Source organism: Caldibacillus thermoamylovorans, assembly GCF_000751775.1.
Lineage (GTDB): Bacteria > Bacillota > Bacilli > Bacillales > Caldibacillaceae > Caldifermentibacillus > Caldifermentibacillus hisashii.
This window is the reverse complement of record NZ_CCRF01000061.1, coordinates 165,632-190,119: the sequence shown is the minus strand read 5'-3', so window position 1 is coordinate 190,119 and position 24,488 is coordinate 165,632. Positions and strand designations below refer to the sequence as shown.

The following is a 24,488-nucleotide window of genomic DNA, read 5'->3' as shown; positions in this document are numbered from 1 at the left end:
AGTACATCGCAAAAAGCTCTTTTTTTGAAAAATAGTGACAAGCAAGTGATTTTCCTATATAATATCATATGTTGTTAATTATTTGGAGAAGTACCCAAGTGGTTATAAGGGGACGCACTCGAAATGCGTTAGGGCGGGTGACCGTCGCGTGGGTTCGAATCCCACCTTCTCCGTTTTTTAATATAAAAAGAAACATGTGAAAGCTTATAAAAATGGAAAAGTTTGGTAAAAGCACGTAACTTATTTAAAAAGTTAGGTGCTTTTCTTTATAGACTACAAATTTACATATTTCTCTAAAAACCGGTCGATTGCTTTTTCATAGTCTTCCCGGTTTTCATTGAGCGACTGCGCGTGACCGCCGTTTTTCGCCATAAACAACATTTTCTCTCCTTTTTTCTGCTCATATAAATCCTTTGTCATATATGGCAAAATATAGTCGTCTTTTTCACTATGAATAAAAAGCACCGGCTGTTTAATACGATCAACGACAGCAATCGGTGAAACATCATTCAGTGAAAATCCACCGCGAACCTTGACAAACATATTTCCAATAGGAAGAATCAATTTTGAAGGCATGTACTTAAATTCACATTTTGTTTGATAGGTAAGGAGTTCCTCTAAGTCAGAAAATGGACAGTCAACAATATAAAAATGCGCCCGGCCGTTCAGTTCCCCGGCATACAATAAAGTAGTTGCGGCACCCATCGATTCTCCGTGAATTCCTAAAAGAAGGTCTTCCCCTTCCTCAATAAAAAGCCAATCGACCACTGCTTGTAAATCGAATTTTTCATAGTATCCGTAACTGGTCGTGTCTCCACCGGTTTTTCCATGCCGTCGTTGATCATAAATCACAGCATTAAATCCCCGGTTCAGAAAAAGATTCACATATTTGAGAGAACTCATTTTGCTTTCCGTAACCCCGTGGCTGAAAATGACGAATCGCTTTGAGTCATACGGCCGAATCACCATTGCACTAATTTCATAACCATTCGGGGAAGGAATGCTCACTTCCTGTTTCGGCAAAGATGAAAATTTGTCCGGATCAATATGTTTTAGTTTCGTATCTCGGTCAATAATCGCTTGCTCGTCTTTTTTCTTAATATGTAGTACCCGTTCCGAAAAGTAGGTCCCTACAGAAGCAACCGTTGTTCCTAGTATGGCGCTGAGGCCAAAAATATGTCTTTTTTTCACACTAACCCCTCCATGGAAAATAAACATCATCGTCTTAAAGTTGCGTATGTCAATTTCATTGGCAAAAATATTATCCCCTCTATTTTAAGCCTCATTTTCTAATTTTAAAAGGAATTTTCAGTGAAAATTAAGTGATTTTTCAATTCAATTATGCGAATTATGAGTGACGATTATGGGGGGGACTTGGTGATGGTTTTGCGAAAATAATAACGGAGACCGGAAAAGAATCTGTTTGATGGTCTCCGTAAAAGACATTATTGCGGTGTATTTTGTCGTTTTGTCGGGTGAATGGCGTTTTCTAAATCTTCAGCTGCCATTTGCTGTTTTACGGTATCTGCATTGGGCTTTCCTTTTTGGCTGTATCCTTTATCCTTTTTCTTACTCATCAAAATTCTCCTTTCCGAAAAAGACTCATCCGTATTTTAAGGAAAACCCAAAAAATTTATTCAACGTGACAATTTTTTGGTAAAATCAAAGTAAATAATTTACAGAAAAAATAGGTTCGAATGAAAATAAATTGCAGGGGGAGTTCCAAACGATGAAAAAGAAACAACAAGAAGATAAAGCACTGACCTTAAAAGATGCGCTTGGTGAAGACTTGCTGAAAAAATTGAAAGAAACAAAGAAAGAGTTAGAGGAACAAGAGCAAAAACAAAAAGCAGAAGCAGAACAGAAAAAACGGGAAGAAAGAAAAAAACGCGAGAAAAATAAATCCTTTGAGGAATTGCTAAAAGAAAGTGATCTTGACTGGCGGAAGTTTAAATAAAGATATTCTGATAAGAAAACTCGGCACTCACCGAGTTTTCTCACATAACCGATGCTGTTCATAGCCGTTCGATTTGGTTAGTTTTCTAATAAAGTGTAGTTCTTCCTCGGTCAAAGCCGGTTGTTCGAGAGCTCGTACGTTTTCTACCAATTGCCCGACAGAGCTCGCCCCGACGACACAGGCTGCAACAACCGGTTGAGCTAACACAAATTGTAAGCTTGCCGCAGTCATTCCCCGTCCAGTCGTCAATTTCTCTTTCAATAGAGGGAGCAACTCTTTTAATTCTTGGTAACGATAATTTACATACCCGTTTTGTTTTACTGATTCGGAAGCTTTATTAAGAAGTGCATCGCTTAACAGACCTCGTGCCAATGGTCCGCGGGCTACAACACTTATGCCGTGCTTTTCCAATAACGGGAATGCCTCTTCTTCCGGACGCCGGTCCAATATGCTGTATTGCATCATACAAGAGACAATATTCGAACGTTCAGCGTACGCTTTAATCACGGTTGGCCGGATGGAAGAAATACCGTAATAACGGATGATTCCTTCTTCTACCAATTCTTCAAAGGCCTCAATCGTTTCGTCGATTCGGTCTTCCATTGTCCCGCCATGTAATTGATACAAGTCGATATAATCGGTGCCAAGTCTCTGTAAACTTTGTTTTACTGCTTCTTTTATGTATGTTTTCGACGCGTCCCAATACCAGCCGTTTTTGTCATCATGCCACCGATTACCAACTTTTGTCACAATAATTACTTGATCACGAACCGGTGCAAGTGCTTTTCCGACAATTTGTTCATTTACCCCGTAATCATATAAATCGGCTGTATCAAAATAATTAATGCCGGCATCAAGTGCAGTTTGAATAATCTCTTGAGCTTTTCTTTGATCCGTACCTAAAGACATGCAGCCAAGTGCAATTCTTGAAACCGCCAAATCAGATTTACCTAGTAAACATTTTTCCAAATCCATCAACCTTTCTATTCTTTTTTCTATTTTAATATGATTGAAGAAAAAAGAACAGCCAAAGAGTTTCACCATCGGAAGGACAAAATAAAAGTGAAAAAAGGAATGGAAGTTTCACCTTATCCCACCTTAACGGGTAGTAACACCCAACCTCATCAAGTTTTCAAAGAAGAAAGGCCGTATGCATCCGACTGGTTCAACTAACCATCCGTGGGGATGAAGAAAACCTCCAGAAATGGACGTTTCACCTTATATTTTTTCTCCCCCCATCAACGGTTTTTTTGGAAACGGATAAATGGTCGCGTAAGTTACTTCCGAATTTCGGCGTTTCCCATTGCTTTCCATCCCGTCAATCCACTCAGTAACATATGTGTATCTTTTCCCATATACGTTTAACAAATTACGAACTTCCCATATTTTTCCTGATAAAACTACTCTTTTCATCTGCACCACCTCTTATTTTTGTCTGTTTATTTTTCTTCCACAGAAATAAAACTATGCTAAACTATATGAAAGATACTGTTTGAAAAGAACTGGAGGAAAAAAGATGAATACATATGAAGAAAAAACGATAAAACGGGAAACGATATTTGAAGGGAAAATTATTTCCCTGCATGTCGATGAAGTGAAATTGCCGAACGGGAATACAAGTACAAGGGAAATCGTCGAACACCCGGGGGCGGTAGCTGTCATCGCCATTACGGATGAAGATAAAATGATAATGGTTGAGCAATTTCGGAAACCTTTAGAACATTTACTTATCGAGATTCCGGCCGGGAAACTGGAAAAAGGTGAAGATCCGATCGAGTGTGCTAAAAGAGAATTGGGAGAAGAAACCGGCTATACATGTGAGCAAATTGAACATGTTACGTCATTTTATACATCACCGGGTTTCAGCGATGAACTGCTGCATATTTTCCTGGCAAAAGGATTGAAAAAAAATAGTCATCTTCACTTAGATGATGATGAATTTGTCAACCTGCTTGAAGTATCTTATGAAGAAGTACAGCAATTAATCAAGGAACAAAAAATTTATGATGCGAAATCGATTTATGCCGTTCAATATTGGCAACTTATAAAAACAATGGAGAGATAAGAATGAAGCGTTATTTTGCTGATATGCATATTCATATCGGAAGGACAGAAACCGGTCGTGCCGTCAAAATTACCGGGTCTAAAACTTTAACATTATCGAATATTTTATATGTGGCAAAAAATTTAAAGGGAATCGATATGGTCGGCGTTATTGACTGCCACTCCCCCGAAGTGATAGAAGAAATGGAAGCTCTCATTGAAATCGGGGATTTGCAACCGATGGAAGACGGTGGTCTGCTATTTCAAGGGAAAACGACGTTAATTCCCGGCAGTGAGTTGGAAATCTATGATCTGTCATGTGATGGCCCGATCCATGTGCTCTGTTTTTTGCCAAGTATAGAAAAATTAAAAGATTTCTCAAGTTGGTTAACGACACAATTAAAAAATATCCACCTCAGTTCACAGCGGGTTTATACACAGGGACGGGAATTGCAAAAAAAAGTAAAAGAACTTGGCGGCTTGTTCATTCCCGCACATGTTTTTACACCGTTTAAAAGTTTATTTGGCAAGGGTGTAAAACAACGACTGGATCAAGTATTTGACCCTGAGCTTATCGATGCGATTGAACTGGGATTAAGCAGTGATACGGAAATGGCCGATCACTTAAGTCAATTGCATCGTTATTCATATGTGACGAATTCCGATGCACATTCCTTGCCGAAAATCGCAAGGGAGTATCAAGCCTTGTTATTGGATCATCCGAGCTTTTCTGAGTTTGAGAAGGCATTAACTGCTAGAGACGGACGAAAAATATTAGCAAATTACGGTCTGGATCCGCTCTTAGGAAAATATCATGAGACAACTTGCGCCAAATGTCTGACCCCGGTAAAACCCGGCATCGATCAGTGCCCGAGTTGCGGCTCCAAGAATGTAACAAAGGGGGTGGCCGATCGGATTAAAGAATTATCTGATGCAGAGAGCTATCCCGACCGGCCGCCGTACATACATCAAGTACCATTGGAGTTTTTACCCGGGATTGGTCCCAAAACGTTAAAAAAATTGCTGAAGAAATTTGGTACCGAAATGGTAATCATTCACGATGCAACTTTAGAAGAATTACGAGAAATACTTCCGGAAAAAACGGCTCAATTGATATTAAAAGCCAGAGAAGGAACATTGTCTTTACATGCCGGTGGCGGAGGTCGTTACGGGAAAATAAAAGAGGAGGAGTAAGGACTTCTTTTTCAACCGTTAATAGCCGAGTTTCGAAAAAATTATTTGTTAACGAACCCGGAGTTGTCGTTTAATATGCGGCTGAAATATTTCGAACATCGCCGCGTCACTGTCTTCATAATATTCCACCATTTCACTTGAAAAAAATACTCTATCAAATTTTGAATACTTCCTTTCCCTCCTTCATACAATCTAGTAAGTGTTTTGAAGGAGGAAGAAGAATGAAGAAGCGGTGGCGGTCCAATTTTATAACAAATCATATTGAACAATATTCCTCGTTTTATATTTTTCATACCGTGTTACTCATTATGGGCGTTATTTTTGGTGCAATTGTTGTTAATAGTTTGAGCACGACTCAAAAAGATGATTTATTTTACTTTATCAATGAATTTTTCTCCCAGCTGAAATCAGGAGAAGTTTTAGCACCAAAAGAAATTTTTTTACATTCATTAAGCTATAACAGCAAATATATCGGGCTGATGTGGATCTTAGGTATTACGATGATTGGTCTGCCGATTATTCTTTTGCTGTTATTTCTTAAAGGCATGGTGATCGGTTTTACAATCGGATTTTTTGTCCAGCAAATGGGTTGGAAAGGATTTTTGTTATCATTTGTTTCCGTATTGCCGCAAAATTTAATTATTATCCCGGTATTTATCGTTGTTGCGGTTATTTCCGTTTCGTTTGCTTTACAATTAATAAAAAAATTATTTGTAAAATCCATTTACCAGCCGATTGCCCCAATGTTAGTCAAATACTGCATGTTCTTTGGCGCAGCAATTCTCCTTTTAGGTTTGGCTGCTTTTGTAGAGGGTTATTTTACGCCGTATTTAATGAGAAGCCTATTATCCCTGTAATATGTTTTTAGTGAAACAGGTGTCATCAATTGATTATCAATTAATAATGATTATAAATTACAATTTATAATTATTTTAGTTTGCAACTCTCTCATCTTTTGATATAATGAGTATACATTGGCGAGGGAGGGGCAATATGTATGGAAAATCGCCTTGAGAAAATAAAAAAGATGTTGCACACATCAAGCTATAAATTAACTCCACAAAGAGAAGCAACTGTCCGGGTATTGCTGGAAAATGAAGAGGATCACTTAAGTGCAGAAGACGTTTACCTCCTCGTTAAAGAAAAGTCACCTGAGATCGGACTTGCGACAGTTTATCGTACGTTAGAATTATTAACGGAATTAAAGGTAGTTGATAAGATTAATTTCGGCGATGGCGTTTCCCGTTATGATTTACGAAAAGAAGGGGCAGCCCATTTCCATCATCATCTTGTATGTATTGAATGTGGTTCAGTAGAAGAGATACAGGAAGATTTACTTGATGATGTTGAAGCGATTGTAGAGGAAAAGTGGAATTTTATTGTAAAAGATCATCGTCTCACCTTTCACGGTATATGTAAAAATTGCCAAAAAAAGGGGAAAAGTTAATTTATATTTATAAAGTCGAACAATGGGAATGTACTCATTGTTTTTTTCTTTCTTTTTCGTATAAGAAACCAACCTGGCGACGAAAATCATACCGCCATTAATTTTTGTGTATAAAATTCATCATTCCTGGCATAAGTTGTACTAGTGGACAAACATTGGAGATAAAGGTGCGAGGAACGATGAAATATGTTAAATTATTTATTCAAACATTAAAAGTGTTTATTTTATTCACGGGATGTACGATTTTATTTTATTATGCTATTATGTGGATAAGTGAGGAGTATCAAAATCACCAACGATACGAAGAGCCGGAGGGAAAAGCGGTAAAAGTGGCTTCCGATGGGATTGAAAGCGAGCATTCATGGTATGACAGATTGATTATGTTTTATTTGAGCGGGGAGTAATGTATGTGAAAGACTATTTAAAGGATTTTTTGCATTATCTAATCGTTGAGAAAGGATTAGCGGAAAATACCATTCAATCTTACCGACGGGATATATCAGCCTATCTTATTTTTATAGAAACAAAATTACAAATAACCGATATAAATCATGTGACACGGGTACATATTATGCAGTTTTTAAGCTGTTTAAAAGACGAGGGAAAATCGGCACGAACAATTGCCAGACATATTGCTTCGATCCGGTCATTCCATCATTTTCTGATTCTTGATAAAATCGTTGATCATGATCCGACAGTGCATATTGAGACACCTCATCCCGAATTAAAGTTGCCGAAAGTACTGAATACCGATGAGGTTGACACGCTTTTAAATACACCGGATTTGACAACGACACTTGGCTTACGGGATAAGGCGATGTTGGAACTAATGTATGCAACCGGTATGCGCGTCAGTGAATTAGTCAACTTAAATATAAACGATGTCCATTTGTCACTTGGCTTTGTTCGCTGTCTCGGAAAAGGGAATAAGGAGCGGATTATTCCAATTGGGAAAATGGCAACAGAGGCTTTAAAGGAATATTTAGAAAAAGCAAGACCAAAGTTAATTAATCAAAAGAATAAAACGGATTCGCTTTTTATGAATCACCATGGTCAACGTTTATCGAGACAAGGATTTTGGAAAATTTTAAAACAAATGGCGGTTAAAGCCGGCATTGAAAAGGAATTGACACCTCATACGTTACGACATTCTTTTGCTACTCATTTATTAGAAAATGGTGCGGATTTACGCTCTGTTCAAGAGTTATTAGGTCATTCCGATATATCTACAACACAAATCTACACACATGTAACAAAAACTAGGTTAAAGGATGTATATAACCAATTTCATCCCCGTGCATAAGTGATGTAAAACGTGAAAAGCTGCTAAAGGAGGCGGCTTATTTTTTTTGAAGATGATATTAATATCAAGCAAAATTTCGATAAGAAGGCTGCTTATTTTTTGAGGGACGACTGAGCAATGGTGTTATAAGGTAGCGCCTTTTTTGGCTAAGCTAATATTCAAATGCTTTTTATGTGGCGCCTTATTTTTTGTGAGAATTATATTAATGTCGGTAAAAATGTTCTATAATAATTAGTAGTGTTTAAAAATACATATACTACCTTCTGAATAAATAATGTATTGTCAAATAAGGAGGAAACGAAATGGAAAAAAACTACAAACGCATATTTCTTATTGTCATGGATTCTGTCGGGATTGGGGAAGCACCGGATGCCGAGCAATTTGGAGATAAAGGTGCGGATACATTAGGACATATTGCTGAAAAGATGAACGGTTTAAATATGCCGAATATGGCCAAACTCGGTTTAAGTAACATACGGGAAATTAAAGGAGTTCCCAAACAAGAAAATCCATTAGGTTTTTATACAAAAATGAAAGAGGCTTCACGTGGAAAAGACACGATGACAGGCCATTGGGAAATTATGGGCCTTAACATTCAAACACCATTTAAAGTTTTTCCAAATGGATTCCCTAAAGAATTAATTGATGAGATAGAAAAACGAACGGGAAGAAAAGTCATTGGGAATAAGCCGGCAAGCGGTACCGAAATTATAAAAGAATTAGGAAAGGAACATATGGAAACAGGAGCATTGATTGTATATACTTCTGCAGACCCGGTACTCCAAATCGCCGCTCATGAGGAAATTGTTCCTTTAGATGAACTTTATCAAATATGTGAAATTTGTCGCGAACTCACTTTGTCTGATGAGTATAAAGTGGGACGAATCATTGCCCGGCCATTTATCGGAACACCGGGAAATTTCACACGGACAGCGAACCGACACGACTATGCATTAAAACCGTTTGGACGGACAGTCATGAATGAATTGAAGGACAGCGGCTTTGATGTAATCGCTCTTGGAAAGATTTCGGATATTTATGCCGGAGAAGGTGTAACAAAAGCCATCCGGACAAAATCGAATATGGACGGAATGGATAAATTACTCGATTCCCTTGAAATGGACTTTACCGGTCTTAGCTTCTTGAATTTAGTCGATTTTGATGCGCTCTATGGTCATCGCAGAGATCCGCTTGGTTACGGAAAAGCATTGGAAGAATACGATGCTCGGTTACCGGAAGTATTGGAAAAATTAACGGATGACGACCTTTTAATTATAACAGCGGATCATGGAAATGACCCAATCCACCCGGGGACCGACCATACTCGTGAATATGTACCATTATTAATTTACTCACCGCGAATGAACGGAGGCAAAGCTTTACCGGTCCGGGAAACATTTGCTGATATTGGTGCTTCGATTGCCGAAAACTTTTCAGTAAAAGCACCCGAGTATGGAAAAAGTTTTCTTAAAGAAATTCAAGCTTAGATTTTTTATTAGTAAGTTTAAAGAAAACTCGGCGATTGCCGAGCCTTTAGGCAAGAGCAGAGCCGTAGTTCAGCGAAAAAACATTTTCGCTTGCGAGGTAATGCTACCGAAGTCTTTCAGTGCACTTATGCGTTAGGAAAGTAGAAATTGAAAAATTTATACTTTCCTATTAGCTGAAAAAAGATGCCAGGACGGTGAAAATTGATGAGAATGATTGATATTATTGAAAAAAAGCGGGATGGTTATGAACTGACAACGGAAGAGATTCAGTTTTTCATTAAAGGCTACACAGACGGAACAATTCCCGATTATCAAGCGAGCGCTTTATTAATGGCTATTTATTTTCAAGGGATGAATCATCGTGAACGAAAAGATTTAACAATGTCAATGGTCCATTCAGGTGATCAAGTCGATCTGTCAAAAATTGAAGGAATCAAAGTAGATAAACATTCTACCGGCGGTGTAGGAGATACAACAACTTTAGTATTAGGGCCGCTTGTCGCTTCCGTCGGTGTCCCGGTTGCGAAAATGAGCGGTCGCGGTCTCGGTCATACCGGCGGAACCATTGATAAACTGGAATCGTTTCCGGGATTTCATGTAGAGCTAACGAAGGATGAATTTATTCAACTTGTTAACGAGCAAAAAATTGCAGTAGTTGGTCAAAGCGGAAATTTAACACCGGCAGATAAAAAACTGTATGCACTGCGGGATGTAACGGGGACCGTCAATAGTATTCCATTAATTGCCAGCTCGATAATGAGTAAAAAAATTGCAGCCGGAGCGGATTGTATCGTACTGGATGTAAAAGTTGGCTCCGGTGCGTTTATGAAAAATGTCGCAGATGCAAAAGAGCTTGCTGAGACGATGGTTGAGATTGGTAACAGTGTAGGCAGAAAAACAATGGCTGTTATTTCAGATATGGATCAACCGCTCGGCTTTGCAATCGGGAATGCGCTGGAAGTGAAAGAGGCAATTGCGACGTTAAAAGGAACAGGGCCCCAAGATTTGACAGAGCTCTGTTTAACTTTGGGCAGTCAAATGGTCTATTTAGCTAAAAAAGCGGAATCCGTTGATGAAGCAAGGCAAATGCTTATCTCTGCTATTCAATCAGGAAAAGCATTAGAGAAGATGAAATCATTTATTACTTCTCAAGGCGGGGATGCAACATGTATTGATGATCTGGAAAAACTGCCGCAAGCAAAATATAAAATAGAACTACCGGCAAAGGCGTCCGGCTGGATTGAAAAAATGATGGCGGATAAAATCGGACTTGCTGCCATGCAATTAGGGGCAGGACGAGAAACAAAAGAATCCAAGATTGATTTAGCCGTCGGAATTGTTCTAAATAAAAAAGTTGGTGACCCAATTGAACAAGGTGAATCAATCTTAACAATCTACTCGAATTCGGAAAATATCGAGGAAGTAAAAAATCTTTTATATCATAGCATCAAAATCTCTCATTCCAAAATATCACCACCGCCTTTAATTCATGAAATCATATCAAAATAAAGTTTAAAGAAAACTCGGCAATCGCCGAGTTTTCTTTATATGCGAAAGTATATCCTTCCGGCAACTTTAAAACTAAGACAATTTCGTGTTTCTTTTTAGAAAAATTTGTATAAAATCCCTTAACTTGGAAATAATGGGAAAAAGATTCGTATTTATAACTAAAAGTGAGGGAAAGTCATGAAACGGTCAATAGTTATGATAATCACTGCCCTAATTATATCCGCAACTATTATTCCCACTCCAAGTTTTGCTTCAGAAGTAAAAGTAGATTTAGCGGAGAACGCAAAATCGGCCATTCTTATTGAGAGAGATACAGGAACGGTATTATTTGAAAAAAATAGCGATGAAAGACTGTCACCTGCAAGTATGACAAAAATCATGACGATGCTTTTAATTATGGAAGCATTGGAAGATGGGAAAATTCAATGGAACGAGAAAGTCAGAACCAGTGAATATGCAGCATCTATGGGGGGCTCACAAGTATTCCTTGAAGAAGGTGAAGAAATGACAGTCGATGAGCTACTCCGGGCAATTTCCATCAGTTCCGCTAACGATGCTTCGGTTGCGATGGCTGAGAGAATCGCTGGTTCAGAAAAGCAATTTGTAAAAATGATGAATCAAAAGGCGAAAGAACTGGGCTTAAAAGACACGAAATTTCAAAATGCCACCGGTCTGCCTGCGAAAAATCATTACAGCAGTGCGAGAGATATGGCCATTTTAGCCAAAGAATTATTAAAACATGAAAAAATTACAAATTATACAAGTCAATATGAATCCTATTTACGTGAAGGTACGGATAAAAAATTTTGGCTTGTCAATACCAATCGGTTAGTGAAATTTTATCCCGGGGTTGACGGCCTAAAAACCGGTTTCACCAAAGAAGCGAAATATTGCTTAACAGCTACCGCTAAAAAAGGCGATATGCGTGTGATTGCTGTTGTTTTCGGAGCACCGACATCTAAAGAGAGAAATAAACTGATTACCGAAATGTTCGATTATGCATTTAGTCAATATGAAACGAAGCAGTTTTATGCAAAGGGCGATGAATTGGGTAAAGTTACAGTTGAAAAAGGTCAGCAGCGAAACATAAAAATAGCTGCCGGTGAAAGTATTTCCCTACTAACCAAAAAAGGTGAAAAGATGGATGATGTGAAAACGAGCTTGAAGTTAAATAAACATATTCAAGCACCTATTAAAAAAGGGGATGAAATCGGTAAAATTGTTTTGATAAAAAACGACAAAGTCCTTTCTGAAAATTCTGCTATCGCTGCTGAGAATGTGAAGCCGGCAAGCTGGTGGACTTTGTACAAACGTTCATTCAGTATGTTTACAAAACTGCAATAACAGCTATAGCGGCATTGGAGAAATTTGTATAAAAATACGAGAAAAACTCGAATTTTTACTAGTTTTGTCAACAAGAAGGAATTTCATTGATCCATATCGAATTGACTCACTATACGAAAGAAGGAGGCATGTATAGTGAGTCTGCAAGTACATTTTGAATGGAAAGAGAAGTATATTTTAGTAGTGAGATTAAGCGGCGAACTGGACCATCATACGGCTGATCAAGTTCGTGAACAAGTTTCTCAAGCCATAGAAGAAAAACAAGTTCGACATTTAATTTTAAATCTTGAAAACCTATCATTTATGGATAGCTCGGGACTTGGTGTCATATTGGGCAGATACAAACAAATGAAACAGGCAAATGGTGAAATGATTATTTGTTCTGTTCCCCCTTCAATCGAAAGACTGTTGGATATGTCCGGATTATATAAAATTATCCGCATTGATCCGTCAGAAGAACAAGCTTTACATAGATTGGGGGTAGCCTAATATGAATAATGAAATGCACTTAAAGTTCCGTGCCATAAGTCAAAACGAATCGTTTGCACGGGTAACCGTTTCAGCATTTGTTGCTCAACTGGATCCGACCATGGATGAATTGACGGAAATTAAAACGGCCGTCTCGGAAGCGGTCACGAATGCCATTATCCATGGCTATGAAAATAAAAGGGAAGGTTATGTTTATATTTCCGCCTGGCTCGATGGTGACACGGTAGAACTTGAAATCCGTGACGAAGGTATTGGTATTTCGAATATTGAGGAAGCAAAACAACCATTGTTTACAACAAAACCGGAATTAGAACGTTCCGGTATGGGATTTACCATTATGGAAAATTTTGTTGATGAAATGACAATTGAATCCGATCCAAATCACGGAACGGTTGTCCGTTTGAAAAAAAAATTGTCCAATGCAAAAGCAGTGTTCAATTAAGGGGTAGTGCCAATGGATGTGGAGGTTAAAAAAGATTCCGATCAATCTTTTACAAAGGATGGAGAAATCAAGGAACTAATTAAGAAAAGTCAGGCGGGAGATCAAGAAGCAAGGAATGAGATCGTTGAACGGAATATGCGTCTCGTCTGGTCGGTTGTGCAACGGTTTCTCAACCGGGGCTATGATCCTGATGATCTTTTCCAAATAGGATGTATCGGTTTGTTAAAGTCGGTAGATAAATTTGATTTATCTTATGATGTGAAATTTTCAACCTATGCTGTTCCGATGATTATTGGAGAAATCCAACGTTTCATTAGGGACGATGGCACAATTAAAGTGAGTCGATCCTTGAAGGAAGTCGGTAATAAAATCCGCCGGGCGAAAGATGACCTGGCTAAAGAGTTGGGACGTGCCCCGACTATTTATGAAGTAAGCGACTATCTTGAAATTCCGGTAGATGAAATATTATTGGCCCAAGAAGCTGTCATGGCTCCTACATCCATACATGAAATCGTCTATGAAAACGACGGAGACCCGATCACGCTCCTCGATCAAATCTCGGATCAAGAAGAAGGAAAATGGTTTGATAAAATCGCATTAAAAGAGGCCATTGAAGGTTTGGATGATCGGGAGAAACTTATCGTCTTTTTGCGGTATTATAATGATCAAACACAGGCGGAAGTTGCCGGGCGATTAGGAATTTCTCAAGTGCAAGTGTCGAGATTGGAAAAGAAAATATTGAAGCAAATAAAGAACCAAATGGATGTTTGATCCATTTGGTTTTTTTTGGTTTTCATGAAATGTTCTCACTTGACGAATACTAAACGTACGAGAAAATCGAATTGGAAGTGATGGAATTGGATACAACAATCTATATCCGTCTCCGTCACCGGGTTCAAGTAAAAACCGGTGCGACCGTTTATTTGAAAGATATTGCATTGATCACTGCACCCAAAACTGTGATGAATACATTGGGAAATTTAATCGTTCATCAAGTGAAGAAAGAAGATAATAATATTATTATCATCGACGGAATGAAAGTAATTCAAGTAATTACAGAACAATTAAACGATACTGATATACAGCTCGTGGGTCCTCAACAAACGATTGTTGAAGTCATTTTGAAGAAGGTAAAAATGTCGATTCCGATATTTGTAATTGTTTGGTTGTTATTATTTATCGGATCCGCCGTTTCAATCATGAATTTCCATGAAGATGTAAGCATGCAAACAGTACACCAAAAGTTATTTCACTTATTAACGGGCATAGAAGATCAAAAACCTTTAACCATTCAAATTCCTTATTCGATCGGTTTAGGGTTAGGGATGACTTTATTTTTTAACCATTTTTTTAAAAAGCGGATTAACGATGAGCCTAGTCCACTGGAAGTAGAAATGTTTAACTACCAGCAAAGTCTCGATCAATATGTCATTATGAATGAAAATAAAGAAAGCATTAAAAGAATGGATGAGTAATGGCCATTAAAATTATCTTTGTGATCGGAGTCGGACTTGCTTGCGGCTTTGCGGTAGGGGCAGGGTTTGTCGCATTTATCACTGTTTTAGGCATTATTCCGAGATTAATGCAGTTAACGAAATCAATGAAAATGATTTTATTCTATGAATGGGCTGTGACGTTAGGTGTTTTGGTTGGAACCGTTTTTGGTTTACAAAAGATTTATCTCGAATTGCCAATGTTTTTCGTAATGATTATCGGGCTCTTTCACGGTGTCTTTGTCGGTATGTTGGCGGCAGCTCTTTATGAGGCTATAAATGTTTTACCGTTAATTTTTAAACGAATTCATTTAGACGATCGGTTACTATACTTACTGGCTGCGCTTGTGCTTGGGAAAATACTGGGTTCGCTGTTTCATTGGCTCTACTTTGTCAATTTATAATCATAGCGAGCCCGGTAACAAAATTTTATCAAAACCGATTGTATACATCTAAGAAAGGTGTTGGAAATATGGAGGATAAACAAAATAAGAAGCCGATTCCGAAATCATTAGCCGAAGTTGAACAGTATATGAAAGATAACGTCGGTTTAGGGACCAGTTTTGATTTAGGATTAAGGAAATTCAAGGTTTTAGATAAAGAAATTCATCTTTATTATGTAAACGGCTTAACGGATACTTTATTGATTTTGCGAACGCTGCAAGAGTTGGTTCACTTGAATGACAATCGTCAGGATATCACTTCTGAACAATTAGGAGACTTAGTTGATAATCGGATTAATAATAATTCCGTAGAAAAAGTGACAACATTAGATGAAGTTGTTGACCAAGTGCTCTCAGGGTTAATTGCCATTCTGGTAGAAGGTTTTCCCAAAGCATTTATTGTTGATACTCGTGATTATCCCGGAAGACAACCGGAAGAACCGGATACCGAGAAGGTTGTTCGTGGCTCAAGAGATGGTTTTGTAGAAAATATTATTATGAATACGGCATTAATTAGAAGGCGAATTCGCGATGAACGGCTGAGAACGGAACTGATTAAGGTAGGGGAACGATCAAAAACCGATATCGCCATCGTCTATTTGAAAGATGTAACGAACCCGGGTTTAGTCAAAACCATTAAAAAAGAAATTGAACAGATTAAAATTGACGGTTTAACAATGGCAGATAAAGCGATTGAAGAATTTTTAGTCAAACAAGGGTATAATCCTTTTCCGCTTGTCCGCTACACAGAACGGGCGGATGTTGCAGCAACCCACTTATTAGAGGGGCACGTTTTGATTATTGCAGATACTTCACCAAGTGTTATAATCACGCCAACAACCTATTTCCATCATGTCCAACATGCCGAAGAATATCGTCAATCCGCTGCAGTCGGCACCTTTATACGCTGGACGCGATTTATCGGTATTTTTGCATCTTTATTTCTTTTGCCTCTTTGGTTACTTTTTGTTATCCAACCGGATTTACTACCTGAAACTATTAATTATATTGGACCAAATAAAAAATCACATGTTCCCGTCATTTTGCAGTTGTTTATTTGTGATTTGGGGATTGAATTTCTTAGGTTGGCAGCCATTCACACGCCGACACCATTATCCACAGCAATGGGCATTATCGCCGCTGTTTTAATTGGGGAAATTGCCGTGGACGTCGGATTATTTATTTCCGAAGTGATTTTATACGTTGCCGTTTCTGCAATTGGCACCTTTGCTACACCAAGTTATGAATTAAGTGTGGCCAATAAAATTGCCAGATTAGTTATTTTAATTTTGGTTGCTATTTTTAAAGTACCGGGATTTGTGATAGGAACAACCTTTTTTATCTTATATTTAGCACAAATTCGTTCATTAAATACCCCGTACTTATGGCCGTTTATCCCGTTTCAACCGAAAGCATTCATGCAAATTTTATTAAGAAGGTCCACACCCGGGTCGAAAATCAGACCGAGTATCGTCCATCCGAGAAATCGGGTAAAGCAGCCGTCATAATAGATACGGCTGTTTTCTATTTATCGGAAAAATATGTTTTGAGATGAAACAGTATCCATTGCAATGCAAATACGAATATGATAAAGTTTTCCTATTATAGATTAGATTCATTGTTCGGATCAATGGGAGTTCAAAATGTAGCTGAGGTGAGTTGGAATGTTACACGGGACAATGTGTGTGAATCAGTACGGTCATTTGGAAATTGGTGGTTGTGACACAGTGGAGTTGGCAAACCAATTTGGAACACCGCTTTATGTATATGATGTAGAATTGATTCGGAAGCGGGCGAGAAGCTTTGTCGGTGCTTTTCAAAAAGCTGGTATGCCGGGCCAAGTAGCTTATGCAAGTAAAGCTTTTTCGTCTTTAGCAATTTTACAAGTGATAAATGAAGAAGGACTTGCACTGGATGTTGTATCCGGTGGAGAATTATATACAGCAATGATGGCCGGTTTCCCCCCGGAAAAAATTCATTTTCACGGGAATAATAAAAGCCCGGCAGAAATTGAGATGGCATTAGATTATCGGGTCGGCTGTTTTGTTGTTGATAATTTTTATGAATTGGATATCCTTGATCAGCTTTGTCGGGAAAAAAATGTAAAAGTGAATATTTTGCTTCGGGTCACACCGGGTATTGAAGCTCATACACATGATTATATTTTAACCGGTCAGGAAGATTCAAAATTCGGATTTGATTTAAATAGCGGTCAAGCAAAACATGCGTTGGATACAGCATTGTCCTCCTCTTTTAACGTGTTGGGCATTCATTGCCATATCGGATCACAAATATTCGAAACAACCGGTTTCTTATTAGCTATTGACAAATTATTTACTCATATTACACAATGGAAAGAAGAATTTCAGTATGAACCGACTGTCGTGAATGTCGGCGGGGGATTTGGCATTCGCTATACTGAAACGGATGCACCGCTTGAACCGGAAGATTACGTTTCTGCAATACTGACAGAAGTTAAAAAGCAGGCTGCTGAAAATCATATTACTTTACCCGAAGTATGGATTGAGCCGGGAAGATCATTAGTTGGCGATGCAGGAACGACATTATATTCAATTGGTTCTACAAAAGAGGTCATTGGTGTAAGAAAATATGTAGCTGTCGACGGTGGGATGAGCGACAATATTCGTCCGGCTTTATATCAGGCAAAATATGAAGCCCTTGTTGCCAATAAAGCAATCCATTCTGATAAAGAAGTTGTTTCCATTGCCGGTAAAGCCTGTGAATCAGGTGATATGTTGATCTGGAATATCCCTTTGGCAAAAACACAACCGGGAGATATTTTAGCTGTTTTTTGTACCGGTGCTTACGGGTATTCGATGGCAAGCAATTATAATCGGCTGCCGCGACCTGCTGTTGTATTTGTCGAAAACGGGCAGGCAACACTTGTTGTTGAAAGAGAAAGCTATCAAGACATAATAAAGCTTGATCGCCCCTTATATGAAGTCGTAAAAAAATAGAGAAGCCTGTTGTAATTTTTATCAATATGTTAAATGATTTTCCTTTTGTCGTGGAAAGGCACTTGAAAAGAGATAATAGAAAAATAGCTTAAAATGTTGTAAAATAATACCGCGTATACTAAACTTGGTATTCGTATAGGAGGGATTGATGAGTTTTTCCGGAATTAACCTGCCCTAAGGCTCCTCCTAAAGGTGGAAGCTCAGTGACCGCAAGTGCGCCTGATTGGTTCAACTACCATTAGCGGGGAAAACCCGTACTGACGAAAGTTTTACTAAATCAATCGTTTATATTCAAACTGCCTGAACCGACTGTATCTGCAATTGCAATTTTATTGTCGCTGTATAACTTAATCTCATTATGGAAAAAATAACAATGGAATAGTTTAATATAATGAGGGATCAAAATGTTAATTCGATATAAAAAAGCATTTGAAAAAATTGCAATGGGCTTATTATCATTTATGCCCACGGAAAAAGATTTGAAGAAATTACAACAAACCATTAAAGAGTATGAAACAAATGACAAATGGCATTTATTTCTATGGAAGTTAGATGATGACTTTGTTGCCATTATTGGAGTTTTAGAGAGAGAAAATCAGATTATGGAAGTACAACATCTCTCCGTTAACCCTTCCCATCGTGGTCAAGGAATTGGCAAGGGGATGGTTAAGGCCTTAAAAGACATGTTTCCGGATAAGGAAATCGTCCCTAACGAAGAATTGGCCGGCTTTTTTGAACATTGTGATCAATAATAGTATTTAGGGCTGTCCAACCAATAACTGTCCCAACTCACAAATGGTGATAGTGACATGAATTCTCACAGGTTTTTGGACAGCCCTTTTATGTTGCCAATAAAATTGAAAAAAAACTATTGGGGTAATACGATGATGTTGATGAATTTTAAAACGGCTGTATTTGAGGGCCCTCTCGACCTGCTTTTGCATTTAATCAAAACGATGGAAGTCGATATATATGATATCCCGATGCAGGAAATCACTGAACAATATTTGTTATATATTCATACCATGCAGGAATTGGAACTCGATGTTGCCAGTGAGTACTTGGTCATGGCGGCTACATTATTGGCGATAAAAAGTCAGATGTTACTGCCAAAATATAATGACTCCATCGATGAAGACATGCCATATGAAGAAGGTTTTGGTGAGGACCCAAGGGATGAACTGGTTTTAAGACTTATTGAATATCGAAAATATAAAGAGGCCTCGGCTAAATTAAAAGAAAAAGAGGCAGACCGATTGTTAATTTATACGAAACCGCCCAGTGATCTCTCGGAGTATTCTTCCGGGATTCCGGTTACCGCTGGCGAAAAAGCGGTGACTGTCTATGATATGTTGGGTGCCTTCCATAAATTAATGCGCAGAAGAAGATTGCAGAAACCGCTCCACACCAAAATTACTCGTGAAGAGATCTCCATTGAGAAACGAATGGAAGAAGTTTACCAGGTGTTAGAGCACTCAGTTAGTTGGGTAAATTTTAATGACCTGTTTCCTTACCCGGATAAAAATTATATTGTGACAACCTTTTTGGCCATTCTCGAATTGATGAAACGGAATCAGATTTTAATCGAGCAGCGCGATAATTTTGCCGATATTTGGCTGACTACAAAAGGCAATGTATGAAGAAGGTGACGATGTTGAGCAGTGAAAATTGGCTTGGAATCTTGGAAAGTCTATTGTTTGCAGCAGGTGACGAAGGATTAACTTTGAAACAAATTGCCAAAGTAATGGAACTTCCGGAATTTGAAGTTGAAGAGATGATCCGGTTATTAAAAAATGATTATGATCATAATGAAAATCGTGGGATATCACTTATCCAAATTGCCGGTACATATCAATTGGCAACTAAGAAGGAATATGCCATTTACTTAAAGCGATTAGTGGAAGTTCCAAACGCTTCCACCTTATCCCAAGCGGCACTGGAGACGTTAACAATTATCGCCTATAAACAGCCGATTACCCGTGCAGAAATCGAGGAAATTCGTGGTGTAAAAACAGAAAGGCCTATTCAAACATTAGTGGCAAAAGGGTTGATTCAAGAAGTGGGACGTGCGGAAGGAACAGGCAGAGCCATTCTCTATGGAACGACAAAGGAGTTTTTAGATTATTTCGGTTTAAAAGACTTGAAGGAACTTCCACCGCTCCCTGAGACGGAAGAAAACGATATAACACAGGAGGAAGCGGATTTGTTTTTTGAAAAATTGAGTAAAGATTAAAAACAGTGAATGGCCGGACGAACTCATAAGAGCTCCGGCCTTTTATATTTTAAAGAAAAAGTAGCATTTGCCCATTTTTTAACTTTTTATCATAACTTGTACCATTCGGCCATAAACTTGTACAAAACGTAAAAGGAGTCGATGGACAAGTATGTGGGTACGCTGCAGACGGTTCCTGATTTTGGTAATTTTCATCACGATGATCGTAAATGTAACTCCTCCTATACATACGTATGCGAATGAAATAAATGTCAGTTCATATAGTGCGATTGTGATGGACCAGAAAACAGGTCGCGTCTTTTTTGAAAAGAATGCGCATGAAAAAAGGAAAATCGCCAGTATTACAAAAATCATGACGGCTATTCTGGCAATTGAATCTAATAAAATGGGAGAAACAGTAACTGTCAGTAAAAAAGCGACAAGAGCGGAAGGATCCTCCGTCTACTTAAAACCGGGTGAAAAAATCAAATTAAGAGACCTCGTTTATGGCTTAATGTTGCGTTCCGGGAATGATGCTGCAGTTGCAATTGCTGAACATGTGGGGGGAAGTGTGGACGGATTTGTTTTTATGATGAATGAAAAAGCGGCCCAAATCGGAATGGAGAACACGCATTTTGCCAATCCTCATGGTCTAGAAGATCAAGACCATTATTCAAGTGCCTATGATATGGCTATTTTAACAAAATATGCCATGGAAAATGAAGAATTTCGAAAAATATCCGGTACAAAAGTCCACTACGCACCGAACCCGGATAGTGAATGGAAGCGAAAATGGACAAATAAAAATCGGTTATTAACTGAATTGTACAAATATTCGACAGGCGGGAAAACCGGGTATACAAAAAAAGCACATAGAACATTAGTATCCACTGCTTCAAAAAATGGAATGGATCTGATCGCTGTCACATTAAATACTCCATCGCAAACGGATTGGACCGAGCATATTCAAATGTTTGAATATGTATTTGATCATTATGATTATCAAGTCATTGTACCGGATGGAACGATTGATAAGATAACAAAAAAAATCTATAAAAAACATGCATATATCGCACATGAATATGTCTATCCGATTAACGAGGACGAAAAGGAGTCGTTTCACGTTCATTACCGTCTTATAAAACCGAAAAAAGAATGGAAAAAGAATACAGATAAAATTCCGGAAGTCATTGGGAAAACCGAAATTTATTTTCATGATGAACTCATTCATACAATGCCTATTTATTATGACCATGAAAACAAACAAGAGCCGTCTTTCTTTGACTCTTTTAAACAACTATTCAGTTCTGTGGTAGGAGCAAAATTATGATTAACTTAATTTGGGTGTTGATGATTGTCATTGGCATTGTCTTTGCCATGTTTAACGGGACCATGGATGAAGTGAATAAAGCGATTTTTCAAGGGGCCGGGGAGGCAGTAACATTATGTATTGGTTTTATTAGTATTCTCGTATTTTGGCTCGGTTTGATGCGCATTGCCCAAGCGTCCGGATTACTAGACAAGCTCGCTAATGTTTTTCGCCCAATCATTAAAAAAATTTTTCCTGATATACCGGATGATCACCCGGTCATGGGCTATATTTTATCAAATATGATAGCGAATATGTTCGGACTGGGGAATGCCGCAACTCCACTGGGAATTAAAGCAATGGAGGAGTTAAAAGAATTGAATGGCGGGAAAAGCGAGGCATCCCGTTCCATGATTACCTTTTTAGTCATTAATACGGCAAGTATTACAATTATTCCGACAACCGTATTATCGATTCGAATGAATTATGACTCCGCATCACCGGCAGAAATTGTTCTTCCCACTATTATTGCATCTGTTTTCGCAACAGTTTGTGCAATTTTTATTGACCGGTTTATGTATAATCGAAAAAAGAGAAATCGGGTGAAATAATGGCAATCATTTCCACGATCTCATTATGGATGATACCAATCTTGATTGGCTTTATTTTAATACACGGCACATGGAAAAAAGTGCCAACATATGAAACATTTGTTGAAGGCGGCAAAGAAGGGATTAAAATAGCGATTTCCATCATTCCTTTTTTAGTCGGCATGTTGGTCGCTATTTCCATTTTTCGTGCCTCCGGTGCATTGGAATTTTTTGTCGGGCTACTCCGTCCGGTTCTCGAGCGAATCGGAGTCCCGCCGGAAATCATCCCGCTGGCTATTTTGCGTCCGATCTCCGGAAATGCTGCTCTCGGTGTAACGAGTGACTTAATTGCTACCTATGGGCCGGATTCTTTTATTGGCAGACTTGCATCAGTTATGCAAGGCAGTACAGATACGACTATTTATATTTTAACCGTTTATTTCGGTGCCGTGGGAATCAAGAAAATGGGCGATGCTTTAAAAATCGGACTGATGGCAGATTTAATCGGATATATTGCCAGCATAATTGTTGTTACTATTTTTTTCGGAATGCAATAAAAAGATGCGAACGAGACCGGATCATGATTATCCGGTCTTATTTCTATTTATGGCCCCATTTGTATTTTCTTTGTTTTTCAATTATATTTATGGCATAATTCTGGCAGGATAATATTATCGTATTTGTACATATATAGGTATAATGGATATGCATTATCTTTTACCATATAAACCAAAATGTTTACAATAAATTAAAGGAGTGTCCACTATTTGGAAAGACTACAAAAAGTTATTGCCCACGCAGGTGTTGCATCAAGAAGAAAAGCTGAAGAACTCATAAAACAAGGGAAAGTAACTGTTAATGGGAAAGTGGTAACGGAATTGGGTTTAAAGGTTAGTTCAAAAGATTATATTGAAGTAAATGGAATTAAAATTGAACAAGAGGAACCCGTTTACTTTTTACTTTATAAACCTAGAGGGGTTATTTCGGCAGTTAGTGACGATAAAAACCGAAAAACTGTACTCGATTTTTTCCCGGAGATAAATAAACGAATTTATCCGGTTGGCAGACTTGATTACGATACTTCCGGTTTATTACTGTTGACCAATGATGGCGGGTTTGCAAATCTTTTGACACATCCAAAATACGAAATTGATAAAACATATATTGCCAAAGTAAAAGGCATACCGAGCCGGGAAGATTTAAAAAAACTGCAAAAAGGGGTTCGGTTGGCAGATGGATTAACTCGTCCGGCAAAAGTAAAATTTTTATCCGGGGATCGGAAAAAGAACAGTGCAATCATTGAAATCACCATTCATGAAGGAAGAAATCGCCAAGTCAGAAGAATGTTTGAGCAAATTGGCTATCCGGTAATGAAATTAAAGCGGGAAAGTTTCGCCTTTTTAACTTTACACGGATTAACAGCCGGGGAATATCGACCGCTGACGCCCCATGAAGTAAAACAATTAATTGCCTTAGCGAAAAGCGGACCGTCTTATTAATCATGAAGGAATCATATTCCAGCGAAATTGGGACATCCGAAAGTTGAAGCCAACCTGTAGGATGTCTTCCTGTCAAAAAAATGTAAAAAACGGCAGAAATGTTGAATAGTCTTTGAATATTTATTTTAGCCATGTCACAAAAAGTTCATATTTATAGGATAATATTATTCTGCAAAAATGGTATAATCATACAAAAAATGGGAGGGGTTTCATATGAAAAAAAAGCGAAGACTCGCTCTCAGAACAATCATCCTAACGGTGCTATTGGCAGCAATTTTTTATACATTGTATGCCAATTTAACGAAAGATACACGAAAAACGGCAGCTGTAGGAGAAGAAGCACCGGATTTTGTGTTAAAAGATTTAGAGGGAAATGAACATCGTTTGTCTGATTATCGTGGCAAAGGTGTATTTTTAAATTTTTGGGGAACTTGGTGTAAGCCGTGTAAAACAGAAATGCCCTACATGGAAAATCAATATCAGCAATATAAGGACCAAGGGGTAGAGATTATCGCTGTTAATGCAGGAGAAACGAATTTAGCGATTGAAACATTTGCCAAACAATATCAATTATCATTTCCAATTGTCGTTGATCACACGGGTGAAGTTCAAAAAGCATACGGTATCTATCCTTTACCGGCAACTTTTCTAATTAGTCCTGATGGTAAAATAGTCGATTATATTGAACAATCCTTAACAGAAGACATGATAAAAAACTATATGGAGCGGATTAAACCGTAAAATGAGGG

Annotated in this window: 29 protein-coding genes and 1 tRNA gene; 26 read left to right on the top strand and 4 right to left on the bottom strand. The window is 38.2% G+C overall.

The features are described 5' to 3' along the window. The first annotated feature begins 84 nt into the window (after positions 1 to 84). Positions 85 to 173 (top strand) — tRNA-Ser (locus BT1A1_RS10345). Between the two features lie 100 nt (positions 174 to 273). Here BT1A1_RS10345 and BT1A1_RS10340 read toward each other — a convergent pair. After that, positions 274 to 1,191 (bottom strand): alpha/beta hydrolase, encoded by a 918-nt coding sequence (locus BT1A1_RS10340; RefSeq protein WP_034770786.1) that lies wholly within the window; start codon positions 1,189 to 1,191, stop codon positions 274 to 276. A 254-nt stretch (positions 1,192 to 1,445) separates the two neighbouring features. Next, on the bottom strand, positions 1,446 to 1,577 hold the full coding sequence (locus BT1A1_RS19500) for a hypothetical protein (protein ID WP_255601993.1): 132 nt from the start codon (positions 1,575 to 1,577) through the stop codon (positions 1,446 to 1,448). A 152-nt stretch (positions 1,578 to 1,729) separates the two neighbouring features. On the opposite strand from BT1A1_RS19500, the gene BT1A1_RS10335 reads away from it, so the two are divergent. After that, a complete protein-coding gene (locus tag BT1A1_RS10335) occupies positions 1,730 to 1,957 on the top strand; it encodes a YqkE family protein (protein WP_034770783.1) in 228 nt (75 codons plus the stop codon). Between the two features lie 27 nt (positions 1,958 to 1,984). Here BT1A1_RS10335 and BT1A1_RS10330 read toward each other — a convergent pair whose 3' ends face one another. Together BT1A1_RS10330 and mciZ are read right to left on the bottom strand one after the other, a co-directional pair. Then, positions 1,985 to 2,926 carry an aldo/keto reductase gene (locus BT1A1_RS10330; protein ID WP_034770835.1) on the bottom strand — a complete coding sequence of 314 codons (942 nt, stop codon included), beginning with the start codon at positions 2,924 to 2,926 and terminating at the stop codon, positions 1,985 to 1,987. Between the two features lie 249 nt (positions 2,927 to 3,175). Next, positions 3,176 to 3,370, bottom strand: coding sequence for a Z-ring formation inhibitor MciZ (mciZ, locus tag BT1A1_RS19690; RefSeq protein WP_034770781.1), 195 nt, complete (start codon positions 3,368 to 3,370; stop codon positions 3,176 to 3,178). A gap of 103 nt (positions 3,371 to 3,473) precedes the next feature. Between mciZ and BT1A1_RS10320 the strand changes: the two genes are divergently transcribed. From BT1A1_RS10320 to resA, 24 genes are all read left to right on the top strand, one after another. After that, positions 3,474 to 4,022, top strand: a complete 549-nt coding sequence (locus BT1A1_RS10320) for an NUDIX hydrolase (protein WP_034770779.1) — start codon at positions 3,474 to 3,476, stop codon at positions 4,020 to 4,022. A 2-nt stretch (positions 4,023 to 4,024) separates the two neighbouring features. Beyond that, entirely contained in the window at positions 4,025 to 5,194 is a 1,170-nt protein-coding gene (locus BT1A1_RS10315) for an endonuclease Q family protein (RefSeq protein ID WP_034770778.1), read from the top strand. 221 nt (positions 5,195 to 5,415) lie between these two features. After that, positions 5,416 to 6,051 (top strand): stage II sporulation protein M, encoded by a 636-nt coding sequence (gene spoIIM / locus BT1A1_RS10310; protein ID WP_034770776.1) that lies wholly within the window; start codon positions 5,416 to 5,418, stop codon positions 6,049 to 6,051. A gap of 140 nt (positions 6,052 to 6,191) precedes the next feature. Continuing rightward, positions 6,192 to 6,641: a ferric iron uptake transcriptional regulator gene (locus BT1A1_RS10305; RefSeq protein ID WP_034770774.1), complete on the top strand. Its 450-nt coding sequence runs from the start codon at positions 6,192 to 6,194 to the stop codon at positions 6,639 to 6,641. 179 nt (positions 6,642 to 6,820) lie between these two features. After that, entirely contained in the window at positions 6,821 to 7,045 is a 225-nt protein-coding gene (locus tag BT1A1_RS10300; RefSeq protein ID WP_034770771.1) for a YqzK family protein, read from the top strand. Between the two features lie 5 nt (positions 7,046 to 7,050). After that, a complete protein-coding gene (xerD, locus tag BT1A1_RS10295; RefSeq protein ID WP_034770767.1) occupies positions 7,051 to 7,944 on the top strand; it encodes a site-specific tyrosine recombinase XerD in 894 nt (297 codons plus the stop codon). 302 nt (positions 7,945 to 8,246) lie between these two features. Further along, complete coding sequence (deoB, locus tag BT1A1_RS10290) at positions 8,247 to 9,431, top strand: phosphopentomutase (RefSeq protein WP_034770765.1); 1,185 nt, start codon at positions 8,247 to 8,249, stop codon at positions 9,429 to 9,431. A gap of 204 nt (positions 9,432 to 9,635) precedes the next feature. Next, entirely contained in the window at positions 9,636 to 10,940 is a 1,305-nt protein-coding gene (locus BT1A1_RS10285) for a pyrimidine-nucleoside phosphorylase (RefSeq protein WP_034770763.1), read from the top strand. A gap of 177 nt (positions 10,941 to 11,117) precedes the next feature. Next, positions 11,118 to 12,284 (top strand): D-alanyl-D-alanine carboxypeptidase family protein, encoded by a 1,167-nt coding sequence (locus tag BT1A1_RS10280; protein WP_034770761.1) that lies wholly within the window; start codon positions 11,118 to 11,120, stop codon positions 12,282 to 12,284. 135 nt (positions 12,285 to 12,419) lie between these two features. Then, positions 12,420 to 12,773: an anti-sigma F factor antagonist gene (spoIIAA, locus tag BT1A1_RS10275; protein WP_034770760.1), complete on the top strand. Its 354-nt coding sequence runs from the start codon at positions 12,420 to 12,422 to the stop codon at positions 12,771 to 12,773. 1 nt (position 12,774) lies between these two features. Next, positions 12,775 to 13,215 (top strand): anti-sigma F factor, encoded by a 441-nt coding sequence (gene spoIIAB, locus BT1A1_RS10270; RefSeq protein ID WP_034770757.1) that lies wholly within the window; start codon positions 12,775 to 12,777, stop codon positions 13,213 to 13,215. Positions 13,216 to 13,227: 12 nt separating this feature from the next. After that, a complete protein-coding gene (sigF, locus tag BT1A1_RS10265) occupies positions 13,228 to 13,986 on the top strand; it encodes an RNA polymerase sporulation sigma factor SigF (RefSeq protein WP_034770753.1) in 759 nt (252 codons plus the stop codon). Positions 13,987 to 14,072: 86 nt separating this feature from the next. Next, complete coding sequence (locus tag BT1A1_RS10260) at positions 14,073 to 14,690, top strand: stage V sporulation protein AA (protein WP_034770834.1); 618 nt, start codon at positions 14,073 to 14,075, stop codon at positions 14,688 to 14,690. Beyond that, positions 14,690 to 15,112 carry a stage V sporulation protein AB gene (locus tag BT1A1_RS10255; RefSeq protein WP_034770751.1) on the top strand — a complete coding sequence of 141 codons (423 nt, stop codon included), beginning with the start codon at positions 14,690 to 14,692 and terminating at the stop codon, positions 15,110 to 15,112. The genes BT1A1_RS10260 and BT1A1_RS10255 overlap by 1 nt, the downstream gene beginning before the upstream one ends. A gap of 68 nt (positions 15,113 to 15,180) precedes the next feature. After that, positions 15,181 to 16,659, top strand: a complete 1,479-nt coding sequence (locus BT1A1_RS10250; RefSeq protein ID WP_034770748.1) for a spore germination protein — start codon at positions 15,181 to 15,183, stop codon at positions 16,657 to 16,659. A 156-nt stretch (positions 16,660 to 16,815) separates the two neighbouring features. After that, complete coding sequence (gene lysA, locus BT1A1_RS10245) at positions 16,816 to 18,129, top strand: diaminopimelate decarboxylase (RefSeq protein ID WP_034770745.1); 1,314 nt, start codon at positions 16,816 to 16,818, stop codon at positions 18,127 to 18,129. Between the two features lie 404 nt (positions 18,130 to 18,533). After that, positions 18,534 to 18,881, top strand: a complete 348-nt coding sequence (locus tag BT1A1_RS10240) for a GNAT family N-acetyltransferase (protein WP_034770742.1) — start codon at positions 18,534 to 18,536, stop codon at positions 18,879 to 18,881. A 132-nt stretch (positions 18,882 to 19,013) separates the two neighbouring features. After that, positions 19,014 to 19,769, top strand: coding sequence for a segregation/condensation protein A (locus tag BT1A1_RS10235; RefSeq protein WP_034770833.1), 756 nt, complete (start codon positions 19,014 to 19,016; stop codon positions 19,767 to 19,769). A gap of 14 nt (positions 19,770 to 19,783) precedes the next feature. Next, positions 19,784 to 20,362 carry an SMC-Scp complex subunit ScpB gene (scpB, locus tag BT1A1_RS10230; RefSeq protein ID WP_095141215.1) on the top strand — a complete coding sequence of 193 codons (579 nt, stop codon included), beginning with the start codon at positions 19,784 to 19,786 and terminating at the stop codon, positions 20,360 to 20,362. 151 nt (positions 20,363 to 20,513) lie between these two features. Further along, the gene (locus BT1A1_RS10225; protein ID WP_034770737.1) at positions 20,514 to 21,671 is read left to right on the top strand and encodes a D-alanyl-D-alanine carboxypeptidase family protein; all 1,158 of its coding nucleotides are present in this window, start codon (positions 20,514 to 20,516) and stop codon (positions 21,669 to 21,671) included. Next, positions 21,668 to 22,261, top strand: a complete 594-nt coding sequence (locus BT1A1_RS10220) for a nucleoside recognition domain-containing protein (protein ID WP_034770735.1) — start codon at positions 21,668 to 21,670, stop codon at positions 22,259 to 22,261. Before BT1A1_RS10225 ends, BT1A1_RS10220 begins: the two co-directional genes overlap by 4 nt. Continuing rightward, entirely contained in the window at positions 22,261 to 22,797 is a 537-nt protein-coding gene (locus BT1A1_RS10215; RefSeq protein ID WP_034770733.1) for a spore maturation protein, read from the top strand. The genes BT1A1_RS10220 and BT1A1_RS10215 overlap by 1 nt, the downstream gene beginning before the upstream one ends. Before the next feature lie 210 nt (positions 22,798 to 23,007). Beyond that, positions 23,008 to 23,739, top strand: coding sequence for a pseudouridine synthase (locus BT1A1_RS10210; RefSeq protein ID WP_034770731.1), 732 nt, complete (start codon positions 23,008 to 23,010; stop codon positions 23,737 to 23,739). Positions 23,740 to 23,952: 213 nt separating this feature from the next. Continuing rightward, a complete protein-coding gene (gene resA, locus BT1A1_RS10205) occupies positions 23,953 to 24,480 on the top strand; it encodes a thiol-disulfide oxidoreductase ResA (RefSeq protein ID WP_034770729.1) in 528 nt (175 codons plus the stop codon). Positions 24,481 to 24,488 lie beyond the last annotated feature (8 nt).

Coding starts and splice junctions, on each gene's coding strand:
- BT1A1_RS10215 (WP_034770733.1), top strand. CDS start 22,261: ATGGCAATCATTTCCACGATCTCATTATGGATGATACCAATCTTGATT.
- mciZ (WP_034770781.1), bottom strand. CDS start 3,370: ATGAAAAGAGTAGTTTTATCAGGAAAAATATGGGAAGTTCGTAATTTG.
- BT1A1_RS10240 (WP_034770742.1), top strand. CDS start 18,534: ATGTTAATTCGATATAAAAAAGCATTTGAAAAAATTGCAATGGGCTTA.
- lysA (WP_034770745.1), top strand. CDS start 16,816: ATGTTACACGGGACAATGTGTGTGAATCAGTACGGTCATTTGGAAATT.
- deoB (WP_034770765.1), top strand. CDS start 8,247: ATGGAAAAAAACTACAAACGCATATTTCTTATTGTCATGGATTCTGTC.
- spoIIAB (WP_034770757.1), top strand. CDS start 12,775: ATGAATAATGAAATGCACTTAAAGTTCCGTGCCATAAGTCAAAACGAA.
- BT1A1_RS10235 (WP_034770833.1), top strand. CDS start 19,014: ATGATGTTGATGAATTTTAAAACGGCTGTATTTGAGGGCCCTCTCGAC.
- BT1A1_RS10280 (WP_034770761.1), top strand. CDS start 11,118: ATGAAACGGTCAATAGTTATGATAATCACTGCCCTAATTATATCCGCA.
- BT1A1_RS10335 (WP_034770783.1), top strand. CDS start 1,730: ATGAAAAAGAAACAACAAGAAGATAAAGCACTGACCTTAAAAGATGCG.
- resA (WP_034770729.1), top strand. CDS start 23,953: ATGAAAAAAAAGCGAAGACTCGCTCTCAGAACAATCATCCTAACGGTG.
- BT1A1_RS19500 (WP_255601993.1), bottom strand. CDS start 1,577: ATGAGTAAGAAAAAGGATAAAGGATACAGCCAAAAAGGAAAGCCCAAT.
- sigF (WP_034770753.1), top strand. CDS start 13,228: ATGGATGTGGAGGTTAAAAAAGATTCCGATCAATCTTTTACAAAGGAT.
- BT1A1_RS10320 (WP_034770779.1), top strand. CDS start 3,474: ATGAATACATATGAAGAAAAAACGATAAAACGGGAAACGATATTTGAA.
- spoIIM (WP_034770776.1), top strand. CDS start 5,416: ATGAAGAAGCGGTGGCGGTCCAATTTTATAACAAATCATATTGAACAA.
- BT1A1_RS10220 (WP_034770735.1), top strand. CDS start 21,668: ATGATTAACTTAATTTGGGTGTTGATGATTGTCATTGGCATTGTCTTT.
- BT1A1_RS10315 (WP_034770778.1), top strand. CDS start 4,025: ATGAAGCGTTATTTTGCTGATATGCATATTCATATCGGAAGGACAGAA.
- BT1A1_RS10305 (WP_034770774.1), top strand. CDS start 6,192: ATGGAAAATCGCCTTGAGAAAATAAAAAAGATGTTGCACACATCAAGC.
- BT1A1_RS10300 (WP_034770771.1), top strand. CDS start 6,821: ATGAAATATGTTAAATTATTTATTCAAACATTAAAAGTGTTTATTTTA.
- BT1A1_RS10250 (WP_034770748.1), top strand. CDS start 15,181: ATGGAGGATAAACAAAATAAGAAGCCGATTCCGAAATCATTAGCCGAA.
- BT1A1_RS10285 (WP_034770763.1), top strand. CDS start 9,636: ATGAGAATGATTGATATTATTGAAAAAAAGCGGGATGGTTATGAACTG.
- BT1A1_RS10225 (WP_034770737.1), top strand. CDS start 20,514: ATGTGGGTACGCTGCAGACGGTTCCTGATTTTGGTAATTTTCATCACG.
- BT1A1_RS10255 (WP_034770751.1), top strand. CDS start 14,690: ATGGCCATTAAAATTATCTTTGTGATCGGAGTCGGACTTGCTTGCGGC.